Raw genomic sequence first — 18,623 nt, 5'->3', positions numbered from 1 at the left:
TCGGCAAGCGAATAGCGAGATGGCGGAATATTGGTCCGCAACTTACTTTTCACCCGTCAGGTAGCCTATAATGCGTTTTAAGTGCCGCGCGATGTCCTCCGCGGTGAGTGGCATCCCGGCAATGCTTTGCTGAATGTAATACCGGTAGGCGCCGTCCAGCATCACATAGATGTCCACACCACGCACATCATTGATCGCAAACTTCTTTCCAAGCTCGTCACAAATTGCGATATACCGGGCCTCGACGTCAGCTACTCGCGGCCTGAGCAAACCATCGAACATAGCCTGATTGCGGATATCATACCAAAGCCTGTGCAGATGCGCATAGTTGATGATCGAATGGGCAAACAGATCGATATAGGCGCTGCGCGCCTCGCGCGGGATGAGTTCTGCATCAAGAATTTCGTTCAGCTGTGACGTGAACCGGTCGACCGACAGATCTACGCAATACAACAACAATCCCTCTTTTTCGGGAAAATAATACTGTATTTTGCCCAGCGATACGCCGGTAGAGGCCGCGATATCCCGCAAAGTGGTATTGGCATATCCAGCACGCGCAATTGTCGCAATCGCGTTCTCGGCAAGTTCCCGTCGCTTCTGTTCTCGGTTCCTGTCGCGCTGCTGGGCCCGATTCTCTGTCAAATTTCGCGTCATCTGCCTTTCCTAGCGCAAATCCCGCAAAAGTGTGAGCGGAACCCTGGTGTTTGTGGGAACTGGATCAAAGCCCTGAAAATACAACGTTTGCCGCGAAATATTATTCCAATTCCTCCGTACAATACAAACGTATTGAAAAGTGGTTTGCTATGTGCAACAAATAACTGTCATATCAGACAAACAACAAGTCGACGGGTAAACAGCAGGGGCAGATCCATGACCAATCCAGAGCACATTCGGGTCATTGATGAAGTTCGTGCAAGACAGTTGTTCGGTAACGCGGCGCAAACCCAAGAGGAGCGTGCCAATTAAAACATCTAAACAACGAGGAGGTGTCAGCCCGGGGATACTCGCACCGCAATAACCAGATCAAAACCCGGCCTAAGACTGGGCTGCAATACACGACAGGGACTATGAAAAATCGCGCAATCGGCTTGTTTGCCGAACCAATTGGTATTGCCTGCTGCAAAGCGGCCCACATCAGGGTCGAGGCATTGCATTCAAACGGAAGGCAACGTTCCGCCATCGCACCTAATTGCGACGGCCTCACGCTGCGCGCCTCCCTGCTGCACCACAAACAGTTTCACAAGCCGGAAACGCAACCATTTGAAGACACGTCATTCGATGGTTGCACGACCATGCGCAAACCACGGCGCTTTCAACAGGCCGCCGCGCCTTAGCGCCACGGTCACATCAGGTCCCCTCGGCACAATTAAGGACACAAAGCCGAGGAAAGGGAGGGAAGTATGAAGAAAATTGCAACATTGGCATTGGGCGCGGGCTTGATTTCAAGCCCAGCATTTGCCGGCGGAATCGAGGGGTTCCCATCGGTAAACCGGTTCCTTTTTGAGCAAGGCCGTTATGTCGAAATCACCGGAGGATGGGCCGATTCAAAAACCGAAGGCACTGAGTTCGGACAGCCAACAGGTAATGTTACACCCAGCATTAGCGGCCTGTCCCTGGCTTACAAACAGGATGTAGGCGACAAATGGGCAGTCGCAATCCACGGGTTCAATTCGGTCAACTATAAGCTACTATACCCAACCGGTACGGGTGCTCCGTCTGCTGGCACCAACGTCCGGTATCGCGGCACGGAAGTCGCGCTGATGGCGCGGTACAAGTTCAATGAAAATTTCAGTGCCTTTGCTGGGGTGCGCTTTGAAAAGTTGAACGACTTCAGCGGCGCCTTGATCAATCCTTCACTTAGCTACTCGCTGGACTCCGAAGGGGATTTCAATCCTGGCTTCCTCGTGGGCGCTGCGTATGAGATCCCGTCGCTCGCGTTTCGCGCCGACCTTACCTATTACTCGGAGATCAAACACGATCTGGACGGCGTCGAACAGCTGCAACCTCTTGCTCCAGCTGACGTGACCACGCAACTGACCACTCCTCAGACAGTCGCCCTGAACGTACAAAGTTCAATCAGCGGCCCTTGGGGCGCCTTCGGGTCGGTCCGTTGGAGAAACTGGGATGACGTCAGCGTGGAGTCTCCGGCCCTCGGCGGTCCGCTTGCGGAATTTGCGGAAAATTCGGTCGACTACCAAATTGGCGTCGGCTACCTGCTGAACCCGAAATGGTATTTCTACGGCATTCTGTCCCGCTCTGAACCTGAAGGCGGTTTTGTTGGCTTTGACTACGAAGGCGGCGGCAAAGGTATCACGCTGGGTGCCGTTCACTCGATTGGTCAGACCCGAATTCTGGTTGATGTCACGTATGGCACGCTTGGCGATGTGAACGAACCTGACGCGGGCCTGCAGATCCGGGATGTTTCCGGCACCGCTGTACGTGTGAGCCTGTCGCATAACTTCTGATCAAGCACCCGACCGCGGACGCGATCGGGATTTGCACTCCACTACGCGAATGGCCCCTGCTTGTTGCCTGTTGCTTCGGCGGTCATTTGCTTCTCAAACGCGGTCGTTAGGTACCTTTATCTAACACCTTTGACAATAAACGATCCTTGTGATCTGCTTTGAGTGATCGATCACTCACCGTCTTGCTGCAAGAAAATCCGGAGGAGAATATGAATACCAGTACTGAAAGCCCACCGGTCAGCATGCAGCTGTTTTACGGGGCGGGCGGCATAGCCAACGGCATCTTGTCGAACGGGCTGAGCTTTTTCCTGCTTATCTACTACAATCTGGTCATCGGCCTTCCGGCCGAGACGGTGGGGTTTGCGCTTTTCATTGCTCTGATGTTCGACGCTGTGTCCGATCCTGTTGTCGGTTACTTGTCGGATAACACGCGCTCTCGGGCCGGCAAGCGCCACCCGTTCATCTACGCGGCGGTTATACCTGTCGCGCTCCTTTTCTGGTTAATTTGGAACCCACCTGCAGCACTGACCTCAGAGACCCAGCTGTTCTGGTTCCTGCTGATCACAACGATCCTTCTGCGGACGGCGATGACGTTGTTTGACGTTCCACACAACGCGATGGTGCCAGAGTTGACCAAGGACTATGGCGGACGAACCATGTTGTCTGGCCTCAAGGTCTCGGTCACCTGGATTGCCGGTCAGATCATGGTCATCGCGATGTATGTGATCTGGTTGGTTCCGACCGACACGATGCCTTACGGCATCCTCAACCAGGCCGGCTATCAGGAAGCAGGCCTTGTCGGTGCAATCCTCATAGCGCTGGCTATCACTGTCACCGCCTTGGGCACGCGCAAATGGCAGAATAGAATGCTGGATATTTCGCATGTGGCGACCTACAGCATCTCTGGGTTTTTCAGACAGTTTTTCGCGGCGTTCAAGCTGCCTGCATTACTTGCCATCTTTGTCAGCTCGGCGGTTTTCGCGGTGGGCGCTGGGATCGGAGCAGCTTTGTGGACCTACCTGACCTCGTTCTTTTGGGAGCTGAACAATGACCAAATAGCTCTGATCCTGATGGCCAACCTGATCGGTGCTTTGATAGCGGGCGTAACCCTGAAACCTATCGCAGGATCCGGCGACAAAAAATCGAGCGCCATATACTTGTCGATCCTCTCGGCAATTGTCGGTGTCGCCCCTTACGTGCTGCGTGAAATCGGGTTCTTCCCTGCAAATGGCACCGAACTTCTGATCTGGTTGCTGTTTGTTCACGGCATTCTGCAAATCATCCTGATTGTCTGGACCACATCTCTGCTGACGTCGATGACCGCGGACGTCGTTGAATTGGGTATCAGCCAGAACGGTTTCCAGAACGAAGGGATCATCACATCGGTCATCACATTCGTGCTTAAGGCGGGCACGGCTGGCGGGTTAGCGATCTCAGGAATGTTTCTGGCATATGTAGGCTTTCCGGAAGCGCCAGACCAATCGAACCTTACCCCCGAGGTCACCCGTGCACTGGGATGGAACTATGCCTGCCTTAGCCTCGTCATATACATGGCCTCGATTGTTGCCCTGATGTTCTACCGGTTGGACAAGGCGCAGTTCGACCAGCTTCAGGCAATCCATGACTAAACAGCTGGCAGGTCGCCCGCGTGGACGGAACTTCAACTGATCAGCAATGGCGGCAAGCCAGAATATTACACAGCCTCTTCAAAGCCACGCAGTTTTTTGAGGCATAGGTAACCCATCGTCGTGCCCACTTTGATGCGGGCACAAACCCCGAAAACAGATAGAGAAGTTCAATGCAATACCTCAAATCCCACCCCCTATCTTGGATCATCTTCTTATGTTTGCTGTTGGCCACATGGTTTCAGGTCTACGCGATCTGGGGGTTGCTGTTCATGTGGTGGGCCGCCTCATCCTTCATGACCGGCCAGGCCTTTTTGATTGAAACAATCGACAGCCGAGAAAACCCGCCGCTTTTCTACGCCATCACGATCATGTGGTTCACCTTCGGGCTGCTTTACGTCGTGCAGGATCTCGCATGGCGTCTGTTTGGAATTTACATCGGTTAACTGTTCAGGAGAAACTCAATGACCAAAACTGCATTCATCGCTGGCCTTATGGCTCTTGCAGCATCTCAGGCGGCGGCCGGGGATATACAGATCGATATCTCTGGTGTCGATTCTGGACGCGGAGGCGTCCTTCACATCCTGGCCTTTGACGATAAGACCGCGTTCGACCAAAGCCAGATGGCGAAAATCGTAGGCTACGCGAAGATCCCCGCCTCAGGTAGCACAGTTTCCGGAACGCTCGAGAACCAGAAACCCGGACAGCTTGCGATCATGATACATCATGACCAGAACGACAACGGCCAGTTCGAGATGAAAGGGCCGATCCCGCAAGAAGGTTGGGCATATTCCAAGGGCGCAGGCGTCAGATCGTTGCCGGCGTTCGAAGACGCGGCGATTGAATACGATGGCAATACCTCATCGCTTGGTTTGAAAATGAATTACGCAAACTAAAGCTACCTTTCAAATTTGACCCCAACTGCCCCGGAAACGGGGCATTTTTTGCGGATATCGAATTGTTCGGGTTGAAACGGCGGGGCTAAGTTTTATTTTGTCTCATATGACAGTTTACTGAAATCGCAGCCGCTGTCGTCAGATCTAAAGGACCGCCATCCGCCATGAAGTCATCCCTGGAAGACACCAGTCGATTCTTGATGCAGGCCACGCTTGGGACCGATCAGAGGTTACTGCATCAGGTCAGCAAGACCGGCCCGGAACGCTGGTTGGATGATCAGCTGAACGCCTCGGTCGGAAACAATGGGCCGTTCGAAAAATCCACCCGCAGGATTTGGAAGAGCATTCGGAAGCGCCTGAAGCGCGCTCATGGTGAATGGGCGATCAACGGCGACGGCAACAATCCCGCCCTGCCCTATAAATGGTATTTCCACATGGCCTGGTGGAACCACACGCTGACGCAGCGCGACGACCTGTTGCGTCAGCGTGTTGCGCAGGCGCTGTCCGAGATTCTGGTTATTTCGGACGCATCTTCGCTGGAGCTGGATGCCATCGGGATGGCGAATTACTATGACCTGCTCTATAAGCACGCGTTCGGCAGTTATTCAGACCTTCTGTACGATGTGTCGATGCACCCGATGATGGGTATCTACCTGTCGCATATGACCAATCAAAAGGCGAACGAGGCCAAGAACATCCATCCGGATGAAAACTATGCGCGTGAGATCATGCAGCTGTTTTCTATTGGCTTGTTCGAACTGAACCCCGATGGCACGGAAAAACTGGATGCCAGTGGGGATCCGATCCCGACCTATGACAATCGCGACATCAAGGAACTGGCTCGGGTCTTCACCGGCTTGCTGCCCGCGGCCTATGAATACGAGTGGAACACATCGTTCTGGGAAGACAGCTATAATGGTTATCCAGTTCAGTTCGATGATGGGGTCGAAAAGGCCTATAAGACAGTGCCCTTCATTGACGCGACCAAACCGATGATCGTGGAAGAAGCCTTTCACGACCGTGGCGCAAAATCCCTGCTGAACGGTCGTCTGACCTTGCCCGGCGATCAGTCCGGCCCAAAAGAAATCCGTTCGACCATCGACCAACTGGTTGCCCACCCTTCGACCGCGCCGTTCATCGCAACCCATCTGATCAACCGGCTGGTCACCTCCAATCCCTCGCCCGCCTATGTCGAAGCGGTGTCGCAGGCATTTGGCCCAAACGGAGATTTGAAAAGCGCAGTTCGCACAATCCTGACCTACCCATTGACCAATGAGGTTGCCGCTAAACGTCTGCCGTCGGCATACAAATCCCCGACAAAAGTAGTACAGTCCCAAAAGCTGAAATCGCCCCTGCATCGCGTCACGCAGGTTCTGATTGCGTTTGGAGTGCATAACCAGACCGGCAAGCTGTGGCTGCTGGGTGATGACATTCAAGAGGCGCTGCAGATGCATCCACTGTCCGCGCCCACTGTGTTCAATTTCTACAAACCCGATTTCACCCCTCATGGCGCATTGCAGAAGATGGGCCTTCGCGCTCCCGAGTTTGAGCTGCACACGGCCGCAACCTCGGTCGCTTATGTCAACAACATCTACTACTGGTTCTTTGGCGGCTATCTCCCGCTGGTTTCGACCCAGATCGGCGCGGGTCCCGAGCAGATGATGGTGATGGAGTTTGACCCCGATACGCTATGGGCCAATTCCAAGAACGCGCTGCGCTTCGATCTGAGCGAAGAGATCAAAATTGCAAAGAACCGAGGCCGTCATGATGAGCTGATAGATCGGATTTCGGTCCTATTGACCGGTCGGACTGATGCCGTAGTGCGCAAACGGATCAAGCAAGCCTATGTGCAGTATGCGGACAATCCCGAATGGGTGGTGCAGACCATCGCCTTCATGATTGCCGTTTCCCCAGAATTCACCGTGCAGGAGGCCTGAGCCCATGCTGACCAAATCCTTTACGCGTCGGCAGTTTTTGGCCTCGACCGGTGTTGCCGCAACTGGCGCATTGATGGGTGCCGCCCTGCCCGGCTTGGCGCAAGCTGGGACGGGAATGATCAAGCCCGCCCGCAGGGCGCTTGTTTTTGTTATGCTGGATGGCGGCAATGACAGCTTCAACATGCTGGTACCAAAGGACAAAATCGCGCATGGCCAATACTCGGAAACGCGGGCGAATCTTGCCCTTTCGCGAGGTGAGCTGCTGGACTTGGATACGCCCAAAGATCGGCTGGGCCGCAGCTTTGGCCTGCACCCGTCGATGCCCGAAATGGCCGAGCTGTTCGATCAAAGGCGCCTCTCTTTTGTCGCCAATGTTGGGCCCTTGGTCGAACAGGTCCGGAAAGAGCAGTTCTATGACGGCTCGGCCGCACTCCCCCTGGGACTGTTGAGCCACGCAGACCAGTTCAAACATTGGCAAACCTCGCGCCCGGATCTGCATGTGAATGTCGGATGGTTCGGGTTCTTTGCCGACGACCTGCAGCCCTCAAAGTCGGCGCACGAGATCGGAATGAACATCTCATTGGCCGGAAACAACATTGCGCAGAACGGCAAGATCGACTTGCCATATTCAATCACAGACAAGGGCAGCGTCGGTCTGTATGTGAAAGAAGAGAAGAGCCCACTCAACGACCTGCTTTTGGACAGTTTCAACCGAATGATGAACGCCGATCAAAACGGCGATCCCTTCCGCGCGACATATCTGAACCTGACCCGCGACGCGCAGTCCAAACACGAGACGTTCAATTCAGCGACCCGCGGGATCAAGATACCCCGGTCCTTCCCATCCTCGGACCTTGCACAGCAATTGCGCATGGTCGCCAAAACGATTGCCGCCTCAGACCGGCTGGGTCACGAGCAGCAAACGTTTTTTGTGCGCTATATCGGCTGGGACCATCATGATGAGCTGTTGGCGAACCATGCCCGTATGCTGCGCGTATTGTCCGAAGCGTTGGGAGCGTTTCAGGCAACGCTTGACGATATGGGCTTGGCGGATCGTGTTGTGACGTTCACGGGATCAGATTTCGGCCGGACGCTGACGTCGAATGGCAACGGTACGGATCATGGTTGGGGCGGCAATACCCTGGTTATGGGCAATGCTGTCAAAGGCGGGCAGATTCTGGGGGACTACCCCGAACTTGGCCTAGCCAGCGACAACGCGCTTGATGTGGGCGACGGCGTTTTGATTCCAACGACCTCGACCGATCAACTTTATGCTGACCTATCTATTTGGTTTGGTGTGCAACCGTCGGCACTGAACACTCTGTTCCCAAATCTCAACAGATTTGCGGATGTGGCGGGCGGAGAAAGGCTTGGGCTTTTCACCTAGGCCCACCGCCCTCAAACACTTCGCCCCACCGGGACGCTTGAACACTGCTTGCGTTAGATTATCGTCTGGAACGATGGGCACTAATGTAGAAAGCGCTGAAGAGCGGTAGACACTCTAAACTTAAATTGACTGTCAGTATTGACAGTTAATTTCAACTAAGATATCTCTAAAATTCCGTTTCTGTGTAAGGGTAATCGCATGGGTCGCCCCTCGGTACAAGATCAACGTAAAAAAGAAGTCCTCGATGCCTTTATGTCGTGCGTCGTTCGCTACGGCGTCGAAGGCGCCACACTTGAACATATCGCGGCACAAGCCGGGCTGAAGCGCCCACTGATCCGCCATCACCTTGGCAACCGCAAAGCCATGGTTCTGGCGCTAGGTGAGCATGTCGTCGAAACGTTCAGCAAACAGACCGAAACATTGCGCGTTGCGCTGGACGAACATCCCGATGTGCGCAATCTGATCGAGGCTCTGTTCAACTCTGACGGTGAGATGGATCCCCGGATCAACATTTGTTACCAGGCCCTCGTCAACTCGATTGAGATCTACCCAGAGCTTCGCAAGCCGTTGCTGGAATCGATGGAGGCTTTTTACAAGGTCGCGATAGACATCGTTCTTGCCTCACACCCAAAAGCCGACAAACAAGCCTGTGAGATCGTCGCGCACGGAATCATAAACCTGTTTATCACCACGGATGCTTTCGTTCCGCTTAAACCGCCGAAAACATGGGGTTATTCGTCCTACTTCGCAGCGCTGAAACTGGCTGAAACATTGGAAGAAAAAACCTGACGGCGACGGCCAGGCCAACGGCCGAGTTAATCATAACTGACCGCAAGCTTGTCCGTCGTGGCAACCGCCTGGCAGGATAGGACGGCACCTTTCGCGATCTCATTATCATCCAAAGCGGTGCGCGCCCGCATATGAACTGCGCCCTTTTTCACCTGACACCGGCACGCGCCGCAGACCCCAGACTGGCAGGAATATGGCGGCTCCAACCCCGCCTGTTGAGCAGCTTGTAAGATCGTCTGACCAGATGCCATCTGAACCGATTGTCGCTGACCGTTCAGCGTTATGTCCACAACAGCATCAACGCCCTTGATACTGTCATCGGTCTCTTGCGCGCCGCCGTAGCTTTCCATGTGAATCCGATTGGCAGGCACATCCAAAGACATAAGCGCGTCTTTAACCGCTTTGTTCATCCCGCCGGGACCACAGATGTAGTACTGGGCATTCTGGGCATATGGCGGATTTTCTGTGATCAGCGCCTCGATCGCATCCTTGTCGATGACACCCCGGCGCCAATAAGCTAAACTGGACCACATTGAGGGTTTGGAAAGAAGGTGATGCACCGTCAGGCGTTCAGAAAATGCCTGCTGGTATGCGGCAAACTCATCTTTGAACAGGATACTGTCCGCGTTCGCATTACCATAGGCCAGATGCGCAACCGACCAAGGTTCGGCCAAAAGCACAGACTGAAGCATGGAATGCAACGGGGTGATGCCACTGCCAGCCCCAAAGAAGTAGTGTGTGCGCCGTTCCTCCGGGTCTGTATCCAGACAAAAACTGCCGAATGGCGGCATGACGTCGATCACATCACCCTTTTGAACCGTATCGTTGATTTGGTTGCTGACGAGCCCCTTTTTCACACGTTTGACGGTGATACGCAGCGGATCCCCTGAAACGGGCGAGGACGAGATTGAATAACTTCTGCGCACCTCTTCGCCTTTGAACCAAAAGCGAAGGGTCAAATGCTGACCGGCACGCCAGGCAAAGTCTTCGGCCAGATGCGCCGGCACGGCGAACATGATGGATTTGGCCTGCCCGCCGATCTCACTACGCGTTTCAAGCACCTCAAGCGGGTGAAAATCTCTGGTCATTAGGGCCTCCGAAATTCGTGCCATGCGAATGGGCAGGATGTGTGATGATACCCGATACGGGCCGGGTGTTTGAATTGAACGGATTAGGCATTGGCACCCAGTTTCGATGCCGCCGCGTTGATCCGCTCGGTGATCTCGGACAAGCGCGCGAGGCTTTGCAGGACCATCGGTAAAACCACGACCGATTGCACAAACTCGAACGAATAGGTGACAACCGAGAAGATCTGCCCGGCCGTCGCCCCGCTTTGCGTCGCCGCAAACCACAGGTTGAAGGCCAGCATGCTGAGCAAGACAGCAAAAATCGCAGCGTAGACAAGTGCCTCGGAATCCGACAACCGAACCTCATGCGTGCGCAATCGAAACAAGTGTTGGCCGATCTTTTTCAAATCCATGCTTTGCAACGCAGTCACCTGTCTTTCTGACTGGTGGTTCAACAGCCCGTTCAGGCGGAAGAAGCGACGCGAAAACAGGGTAAAGATGATCAGGATAATCACCGCAGCGGCCCCTGCGGCGGTGGCAAGTGCCCCGTGAAAGGACATCAGAATACCGACCGAGACCAGAAGCTGGACGACCGCACCCATTGATTCAGGGGCCTCATTTTCCAGAAAATCCACCAATTCACGCGCCATCAGCACCCGCGCATTTAGCACCGAGACTTCGCGCCCCGCATCCCGTTTGGCCTGCGCCTTACCCAATTCGACGCGGATCGTGCCATAGGCCCGGGTGTCGTAAATTCGGCGCAACGTCGACACAACCAGCAGCGCTGCCATCGCAACACCGAAATGGATGAACGACGTGTAGTCCCCTTTCGACAGACCGTCGATCGAATAGCCGATCAACAGGGGAAGGAGGGTTAACAACGCCGTTTCAACCAGGGTCAGACCCCAGGTCGTTGCGATCTTTGTGCGGAAGACCCGCAGCAAGGTCGCAATCGACAACCGGTCGTCGGAGTTGATCATTCTTCTTGCAACCAATCGCGAACGACCCTTTGGTGTTGAACCACGGGGCTTTCCCCAACGGCGGCTGGACCGACCTCAAAATAGGGCGATGTCAGGGATTTCTGTTGCTGTTCACAGGCATAGATGTCCTCTTGCGTGAAATCGCCCGAGGCCATCGGATCGTTTTCATCATACGCGTCGTCACCGTCATATTTGCCTTTGATGCCAAAATTGTTCCAGAAGGACGCCGACCGGGTGGCCTGTTTCGAAAACTCCCAGCCCGAGGCATTGGCAACACGCGTCCGGTTCAGAATCCGCGTCCTGTTCGGAGCAAGCGGGGTAATGATAAAGACGTTCCACACGTCCTCAGACGCGCCAATTCCGACCCCTGGAAACAGCATCGGCACCCATGCACCATTCTGATCTTCGGGGACGACCCGAGGCATCTGAAGCTTTTTGTTCTGATCTTTGGCGAACTCTGCGACCGGCGGTTCCCAAAAGATGTAGTGCGGCCCATACCAACCATATTGCGCATTGGCGTGGTCATACATCTGTAAGGTGTTCGAATGCAGGTGGCTCAGATGGTAGACGTCGATGTAGTTCTCGACGACGATCTTCCAGTTGGCCTTGATCTCATAGGTGTTGGATGTGTCCTCGTGCTCCACCAGCTCTTCTGGCACGTGCGGCCCGACTTTGTCGTCCACATCGCCGAACCATTTCATGATCGATCCTGCGTTCGGGTCGGGATGCACAAACAACATACCCTTCCAGATATCGACCGAAGCAGGTTTCAGGCCAAGGCAGGATTTGTCGACGGACTTATATTCGCGATCCTCATCCGGGACCGAGATCAGGTTGCCCTCCAGATCATAGGTCCAGTCGTGATAGGGGCAGGTCAGCGCTTTTTGGGTCTTTCCCACGGCGCGGATCAATTGGGTGCCCCTATGTCTGCAGATGTTGTGGAAGGCCCGCAGCCTGCGATCCCTCCCCATGACGATGAACAAGTTGTTCAATCCCGCCTGAACCGAAAGATAATGGCCTGGCTCGGGCAAATCTTCCATAAAACCAGCAAAACGCCATGTTTTTGAGAATATCTCTCGCTGTTCTCGGTCGAACCACTCCTGCGATGTATATGCCTCTGCAGGTAACTCATGGTACATTTGCGGCATGCTGTCCCCTCCTAGGGCCGTCGTCTTCACGGTTGGCAAGCTAAACGTTTTGACCTCAGCAACAGTGGTTAACACATGCCCGATCTTACGGTGCTTGGAACCGAGATAGGCAAACAGCATGCGGCTGTCAATGGTGACAATTTAAAGAATGAGATCAGCCGAAACATGTAAGCGTATTTTTGCGATGCCCGCTGTTTCGATCGGTGACATCTCGCACATTACCTAACGATACAATCGGATTAAGGCGCCTGCAGAGATTTGGCACTCAACAAAATATGCTTGGCACTATACAGAGCGGCACCACTTTCAAAACGGACAATTCACCGATGCCCTCATTCAACATTTGCGTCAATTTCGCCCTCGCGCTGATGCTAACCGCCTGTGCCAGTAGCTATGATCGGACAGCACTTACGCCGACGCCCGAGAATTACGAGACCTTTCTGCCGGTTGGAATAACCCCGGACAGCCGGTATTTCGAGGATGATAGCCGCGACCGGCTGGCAACTCTCAATGCGGAAATGCGCAAGACGCTAGCACAGGTTCCAAGGGGACAAGGCCTGAACATTCTTGCGCGGTCAGGCGGCGGCCAGCACGGCGCTTTTGGGGCCGGCGTTCTAAATGGTTGGACCGACAAGGGCACACGCCCGTCCTTTGATGTGGTCACCGGAATCTCAACTGGCGCGTTGATTGCGCCCTTTGCTTTCCTCGGTCCGGATTATGACAGCCGTCTGAAGCGGTTCTACACCGAAACCGCAACCCGGGATGTCGTGCGATTGGACGTTTCGGGTGCCGTCTTTGGGCGCGGCTTTCTGACCAAAGCAACGCCACTGAAAGCGGCAATCAAGCAAGAACTGACCGACGATCTGATCCGCGAGATCGCGGAGCAGCACAGATTGGGCCGCCAGCTTTTGATCGGCACCACCAACATCGACGCGGAACGTCCGGTGCTGTGGAACATCGGAGCTATCGCCCAAACCGACACACCGGGCGCACGGGAGCTGATCCGGGATGTAATTTTGGCCTCGGTCTCGATACCTGTCGTATTCCAACCAGTTACAATCAAGGTGACCAATGGCGAAGTTCAACGCGAAGAACTGCATGTGGATGGCGGTCTGACCCGCGAGATTTTTGCCTACCCATACGACTTGCAGATGCGTCGGCTATTGCGGGACGCTGGGCTGAGCAACCAAAAAAACCGCATTTGGTTAATCCACAACAAAACGCTGGAACCGAGTTTCGATCCCTTGCCCGGAAATGCAACCGCAGTGGCTAACCGCGCGTTCGAAATGCTGATCCGTTCGCAAAGCCTTGGCAATATCGAAAGCATCCTGACCCTCGCGAACCGGGACGGGTTTCAAGCCAACATCACCTATATACCCAAGGAATTTCAAAGAAAGCCGCAGGAACCCTTCGACCCCGAATACATGACCGAACTGTTTGCGATCGGTTATTGGGCCGGACAGCTTAAGGAAGAGTGGATCTATAATGCGCAGCAGTGGCAGTGAAGAGGACTTAAGGCCCGGCCAATTATTGAAGCAGACAATCAACAAGATGTTTGAACAAAGCGCAAATAACTGCAAGATAACGGGGCAAATCATGAGCAGACCGCATAGATGGTAACGCCACGCCGCCTCTTCCCCTCAATTTCATCACTCCGCGCCCTTGAAGCGCTGGATCGCTTAGGCTCGGCTTCTGCGGTCGCTGATGAGCTTGCCCTGACCCAAAGTGCCGTCAGCCGGCAATTGCAAACACTGGAAGCCCAGCTAGGTGTCGATCTGATCCGTCGGGATCGCAAACGCCTGCTGCTGACGCCGGTTGCGCAGGAATATGTTGCCGAGGTTCGGCAAGGCTTGAACCAGATCGCTCAGGCCTCGCTAAAGCTGCACATGGTTCCTATTGGTGGCACCTTGAACCTTGCGATTTTGCCGACGTTCGGAATGCGGTGGCTAGTGCCCAGATTACCCGAATTTGCCCGAATGCACCCGGAAATAACCATCAACATGTCGACCCGCCTGCGTCCGTTCAGTTTCACCGCTGAACCCTTCGACGCGGCGCTGCATTTTGGAGAACCCGATTGGCCCGGCACGGATCGGCTGTTGCTGCGTGTGGAAAGTGTATTGCCGGTTTGCGCGCCATCCCTGCTGCCCAAAGGCGCGCCGCCATCACCGCGAGATCTGCTGAAACTACCATTGCTGCACATCCAGACCCGGCCCCACGCCTGGCAAGAATGGTTCAGTCATATGGGGACAAGCCATCCCGACGCATTGCCCGGAACGATTTACGATCAATACACAACGATCAATCAGGCGGCGGTTCACGGTCTTGGCGTTGCGTTATTGCCCAATTATTTGATCGAACAGGACCTCGCGACAGGCAAACTGATCGCAGCCTTCCCGGACGCGGTTGAGATGATGGGCGCCTACTATCTTGTTTGGCCGAAAACCAAGTCGGACGACCCGTCGCTGCGCAGCTTTCGTCACTGGCTGTCCACGCAGGCCCAAACCGAAGAGGGCCTGCCGCGCTGACGTCGTCGGATGCGACCCGACTTGGCAATCACAAAGTTTCCGTCAGCAATGAAGCCGCCCGCCTCAATTCGGTGCGCCAATTTGACGGCGCATCAAGTGCGGCCAGTGAATCGAGGGACAGGAAGATCGTTGAAATGCCCTGCGCCACGGCCTTCACCCGTTCTGGTGTGGCGTCGGGCGACACGCGAGCAAGGAACTTCTCAAGAACCGCCACAAAACGTGCCAGGACTTCCAGCAACGCCTCCGCAAGTTCGGGATGATCCCCGACTGATGCCGATAACCCCTGCCATGCAGCAGCAAGCCGCGGATCGATCTCTTCATCTTCGGCAAATAGGATTTCCAAGAACTGATCGCCTGTTTCGATCTGTGTAAGATGACAATCCAACTCCAATGTCAGATTGTTGAACGCGTCTGCGACATGCTGATTTAGCGCACCAATCATCTGGTCACGATTGCCAAGGTAGTGCCGTAACAAAGGTCGCTTCACACCCGCCTCGGCCGCGACACGCTCTTGAGTGGCGCCATCAAGCCCGTACCGGGCCACGCAGGTCATATAGGCATCAAGGATTTCTTCTGACCGTTGCGGTTTTAAGCTCGGGCGCGGCATAGCGTTTCCAGTCTCTTCATCAGGCTCAGGACAAGAGCCCTTGAAATCGTGATTATCCGCAGTTTTTGCGGCCAATTTCTTCCAAATCGTCAAAATTAGTGAACGATCACTTTGCATTGACTTATGCCGCGCTCAAGGTTACCTGTCAACGTTGACAATAATGAAAACTTAGCAGCCATTTGTGAGATCCTTCATGCAACAGCCAAACCAAATGCCAGAGGTCGCTACCCAGGAATTGCCACCCGAAGCCTACACATCAGATGAATGGCTGGCGCAGGAAAACAAGAAGCTGTTTTCGCGCAGCTGGGTGTTTGCTGGCGTCGAGTCAAAGGTTGCCAATGCGGGCGATTACATGACGGCCAAGGCAGGGCACTTTATCCTGGTCGTAATCCGCGGAAACGACGGCGAACTGCGTGCGTTCCACAACATTTGCCGACATCGCGGAACCGAACTGTTGGACCACGGCTGCGGCAATGCGGGCAAGACGATCGTGTGCCCCTATCACTCGTGGACTTTTGGCCTGGATGGCGCGCTGCGTGGCATCCCCGACCAGCAAGCCTGTTTCCCGGACATCAACAAAAAAGAAAACGGCATGCACAGGGCTTCGGTCGCGGTCTTCAAGGGTATTGTCTTTGTCAACCCCGAACCCGATCAGGACTTGTCAGAATGGCTCAGCGGATTGGAAGATGTCGTCTGGCCGCACGACATCACCAGCCCTGAACTGATATCCTACGGTGAACCTGTAACCTATGAAATGCAGTGCAACTGGAAAGTGTTCTTCGAGAACGCGATCGACGGATACCACCTGGCCTATCTGCACAAGAACACACTGGGCGGCCCAACTCAGGACAAGAACATCTGGGACCCTTATGGCGACAATCAGGTTTGGTACTCGACTGAAAACGAAACCGTGCGTTCGCGTGTTCCGAATTTCGTGTCAACGCGCATGGACAAATGGAACGCGAAGAAAATCCCGCATGCTGAGAAAGAAGGCTATGGCGGCGTCTACATGTTGTTCCCGACAACCCTGATCGTGGCAAGCCCCTGGTCTTTTTCGATATCCGTGATGGAACCTGTAAGCGCCGGTGTGACACGGTTGCATGCTTATGTCTGGGCCGCAAAATCATGGATGTCGAGCCGCGGATCCGTCAAGGATATCCCCGGTTATGACAAAGTATCCGGCATGATCAAAAGCTCGCACTGGAAAGTGCATCCGCTGGAAACGCAGGACTTCCAGACCGAGGATGTATATGTCGTCGAGAAAATGCAGCGTGCGATGATGTCGCCCAAATACACGGTCGGCAAAATGGCCTCTGGTCCGGGGGCTGAATCTCCGCTGACCTACTTTCAGAGATCGGTTCTACGCCACATGGAAGCGTAGGTACACGCGGCAAGCGACAGAGATTTCACTGGGTCACTTGCTCAACCGGATGGCCTGCTTCATTTGAGGTGGGCCATTGAAACGACGAGGCTTGACCGCATTTCAACGATCAAGCCTCACACTGTTTTTCGAACTTTCATTCCCTGACCAAGAGCATTCGGTCAGGAACGGTGCTTATGCCGCACCGCTTTGGTCGTCGCGGCTGCAAATCTCGATGATCTCGCGTTTTTGAATTTTACCTGTCGGTCCTTTGGGCAACGCGTCCCAAATCTCGATATCTTTCGGGATCTTGAAGTTGGCAATCTTACCCCGGCAGTACTCACGCAGTTCCGCGCTGCCGACAGCGGTGCCCAAGTTCAGGGTGACAACGGCATGAATCCGATCCCCCCATTTTGGGTCGGGCAAGCCGAACACACTGACTTCGTCGATTGCATCATGTTCAGCCAGACAGTTTTCGACCTCGACCGGGAACACGTTATAGCCGCCGGACTTGATACGGAACTTTGCCCGGTCCTTGAGATGCACGTAACCCTCGGCATCGATCACTGCGATATCCCCGGTATGCAGCCAGCCATCACGGACGGTTTCCGAATACTCCACCGCTTGGTTCCAATAGCCAGGTATCACATAGGGCGAGTGTATCAGCAGCTCACCCGCCTCACCGCTAGGAAGGTCATTGCCCTGCTCATCCACCACACGGACGTCCACGTAGTATAGTGGTCGACCCGCGCTTTCCAGACAGTTGTGCCCGTCTTTCAAAGCGCGCTCGTGATCCGTTGCGGTCAGCATCATGCCCATGCCCATCAGCTCGGTCGTGCCAAACATCTGCAAGAACTTGCACCCGAAAGCCTTGAGCGCATCGCGCACTGTCGCGGGTGGAATTGGCGCAGATCCATACCCCAGCTGCCGGATCGACGCGCAATTGTATTGCGTGATCAGCCCGGAAGACAGCAGGTCGTTCAGCATTGTCGGCACCAGAACGCAGATCGTCGCCTGCTCGCGGTCAATAAGCTTAAGCGCCGTTTCTGCATCCCATTCGCCGACAATGGCGCATTTGGTACCGTGGAACATGTTGCGCAGCAGGTGAATGATCGGAACACCCGATGCCGGCATCGCGTGCAACCAGACATCGTCCGGACCCGCACCTTCCGTCAGCGCGATTACACCCATCGACTCGATCATCAACGTGTGAGGATAAATCGCACCTTTCGGCAAACCGGTTGAACCAGTGGTGTAGCAGATCATCAATTGCTCATGCGGGGTATGGATGAAGGCTCCGCGATCAGATGCTGATGCGATCAGGGTTTCATAATCCCGCTCCAGCGTATGCTGCGCACCAACTCCCACCAGCACCGGCTGGCGTTTGCTGAAGGTCAACGCCTCTTGGGCGATTGCAACTTTCGTGTCCTGAACGATCAGAACATCCAAGCCTGCGTCGTCAATTAGCGCGCCAATCTCGCGCGGGGCAAGGCGATAGTTCAGACCCACTCGAATCGCACCGGCCTTGGCGCAAGCGCCTATGGTTTCTGCAACCTCGATGCAGTCAGGCAGGATCACCCCGACCCTGTCACCCTTGCGGACATCCAGCGGCCGCAACGCATGCGCCAGCGCATCCGTTCGCTGGCCCAACTCGCGCCAACTGCGACGGCGGTCCAGTTCCACATAAGCATCCTGATCCCCAAAGCGGTCTGCGTTTCGGTCGATCAGCTGTCCAAGCGTCGGCATTGGTGTCTCCTCCCGGGCATCACGGCAATTCTTAAGTTACGTGATTGTCGTTTTTGGTGGTGTGGGGCGTGCGAGGTCAGGTGAAAATTCA

The 18,623-nt window shown here is 54.7% G+C and carries 16 protein-coding genes; 10 read left to right on the top strand and 6 right to left on the bottom strand.

The genetic code is table 11. The annotated features are described in order from the left end of the window. Positions 1 to 42 precede the first annotated feature (42 nt). A complete protein-coding gene (locus AC2FID_RS07865; protein ID WP_282119335.1) occupies positions 43 to 654 on the bottom strand; it encodes a TetR/AcrR family transcriptional regulator in 612 nt (203 codons plus the stop codon). Between the two features lie 746 nt (positions 655 to 1,400). Between AC2FID_RS07865 and AC2FID_RS07860 the strand changes: the two genes are divergently transcribed. The 7 genes from AC2FID_RS07860 (at position 1,401) to AC2FID_RS07830 (ending at position 9,099) form a co-directional block, all read left to right on the top strand. Continuing rightward, positions 1,401 to 2,465: an outer membrane protein transport protein gene (locus AC2FID_RS07860; RefSeq protein WP_496836218.1), complete on the top strand. Its 1,065-nt coding sequence runs from the start codon at positions 1,401 to 1,403 to the stop codon at positions 2,463 to 2,465. Positions 2,466 to 2,674: 209 nt separating this feature from the next. Further along, the gene (locus AC2FID_RS07855; protein WP_496836217.1) at positions 2,675 to 4,093 is read left to right on the top strand and encodes an MFS transporter; all 1,419 of its coding nucleotides are present in this window, start codon (positions 2,675 to 2,677) and stop codon (positions 4,091 to 4,093) included. Positions 4,094 to 4,263: 170 nt separating this feature from the next. After that, the gene (locus AC2FID_RS07850; RefSeq protein WP_496698000.1) at positions 4,264 to 4,536 is read left to right on the top strand and encodes a hypothetical protein; all 273 of its coding nucleotides are present in this window, start codon (positions 4,264 to 4,266) and stop codon (positions 4,534 to 4,536) included. Positions 4,537 to 4,554: 18 nt separating this feature from the next. Next, positions 4,555 to 4,986 (top strand): DUF2141 domain-containing protein, encoded by a 432-nt coding sequence (locus AC2FID_RS07845; RefSeq protein ID WP_496836215.1) that lies wholly within the window; start codon positions 4,555 to 4,557, stop codon positions 4,984 to 4,986. Positions 4,987 to 5,150: 164 nt separating this feature from the next. After that, positions 5,151 to 6,923: a DUF1800 family protein gene (locus AC2FID_RS07840; RefSeq protein WP_496836214.1), complete on the top strand. Its 1,773-nt coding sequence runs from the start codon at positions 5,151 to 5,153 to the stop codon at positions 6,921 to 6,923. A gap of 4 nt (positions 6,924 to 6,927) precedes the next feature. Further along, complete coding sequence (locus AC2FID_RS07835; RefSeq protein ID WP_496836212.1) at positions 6,928 to 8,310, top strand: DUF1501 domain-containing protein; 1,383 nt, start codon at positions 6,928 to 6,930, stop codon at positions 8,308 to 8,310. A gap of 198 nt (positions 8,311 to 8,508) precedes the next feature. Further along, complete coding sequence (locus AC2FID_RS07830; RefSeq protein ID WP_058276671.1) at positions 8,509 to 9,099, top strand: TetR/AcrR family transcriptional regulator; 591 nt, start codon at positions 8,509 to 8,511, stop codon at positions 9,097 to 9,099. Between the two features lie 26 nt (positions 9,100 to 9,125). Here AC2FID_RS07830 and AC2FID_RS07825 read toward each other — a convergent pair whose 3' ends face one another. The 3 genes from AC2FID_RS07825 to AC2FID_RS07815 all read right to left on the bottom strand — a co-directional run bounded on the left by AC2FID_RS07825 (position 9,126) and on the right by AC2FID_RS07815 (position 12,294). Further along, on the bottom strand, positions 9,126 to 10,187 hold the full coding sequence (locus AC2FID_RS07825) for a 2Fe-2S iron-sulfur cluster-binding protein (RefSeq protein ID WP_496836210.1): 1,062 nt from the start codon (positions 10,185 to 10,187) through the stop codon (positions 9,126 to 9,128). A gap of 83 nt (positions 10,188 to 10,270) precedes the next feature. Beyond that, a complete protein-coding gene (locus AC2FID_RS07820; protein WP_496836208.1) occupies positions 10,271 to 11,146 on the bottom strand; it encodes an ABC transporter six-transmembrane domain-containing protein in 876 nt (291 codons plus the stop codon). Then, positions 11,143 to 12,294 (bottom strand): aromatic ring-hydroxylating oxygenase subunit alpha, encoded by a 1,152-nt coding sequence (locus AC2FID_RS07815; protein WP_496836206.1) that lies wholly within the window; start codon positions 12,292 to 12,294, stop codon positions 11,143 to 11,145. Before AC2FID_RS07815 ends, AC2FID_RS07820 begins: the two co-directional genes overlap by 4 nt. Before the next feature lie 326 nt (positions 12,295 to 12,620). On the opposite strand from AC2FID_RS07815, the gene AC2FID_RS07810 reads away from it, so the two are divergent. Together AC2FID_RS07810 and AC2FID_RS07805 are read left to right on the top strand one after the other, a co-directional pair. Continuing rightward, positions 12,621 to 13,799: a patatin-like phospholipase family protein gene (locus AC2FID_RS07810; protein ID WP_496836204.1), complete on the top strand. Its 1,179-nt coding sequence runs from the start codon at positions 12,621 to 12,623 to the stop codon at positions 13,797 to 13,799. Positions 13,800 to 13,907: 108 nt separating this feature from the next. Then, positions 13,908 to 14,819 carry a LysR family transcriptional regulator gene (locus tag AC2FID_RS07805; RefSeq protein ID WP_496836202.1) on the top strand — a complete coding sequence of 304 codons (912 nt, stop codon included), beginning with the start codon at positions 13,908 to 13,910 and terminating at the stop codon, positions 14,817 to 14,819. A gap of 28 nt (positions 14,820 to 14,847) precedes the next feature. Here AC2FID_RS07805 and AC2FID_RS07800 read toward each other — a convergent pair whose 3' ends face one another. Beyond that, positions 14,848 to 15,426, bottom strand: coding sequence for a TetR/AcrR family transcriptional regulator (locus AC2FID_RS07800; RefSeq protein ID WP_496836201.1), 579 nt, complete (start codon positions 15,424 to 15,426; stop codon positions 14,848 to 14,850). A gap of 193 nt (positions 15,427 to 15,619) precedes the next feature. Here AC2FID_RS07800 and AC2FID_RS07795 point away from each other — a divergent pair, with 193 nt between their 5' ends. Next, positions 15,620 to 16,807, top strand: coding sequence for an aromatic ring-hydroxylating oxygenase subunit alpha (locus AC2FID_RS07795; protein ID WP_496836199.1), 1,188 nt, complete (start codon positions 15,620 to 15,622; stop codon positions 16,805 to 16,807). A gap of 174 nt (positions 16,808 to 16,981) precedes the next feature. Here the strand turns inward: AC2FID_RS07795 and AC2FID_RS07790 are convergent, their stop codons facing one another. Then, entirely contained in the window at positions 16,982 to 18,532 is a 1,551-nt protein-coding gene (locus AC2FID_RS07790) for a class I adenylate-forming enzyme family protein (RefSeq protein WP_496836198.1), read from the bottom strand. Between the last annotated feature and the right edge of the window lie 91 nt (positions 18,533 to 18,623).

It is taken from the genome of Ruegeria sp. CDSC068, from assembly GCF_059610545.1.
The sequence above is the reverse complement of the archived record's forward strand: the minus strand, read 5'-3'. Positions and strand labels throughout refer to the sequence as shown.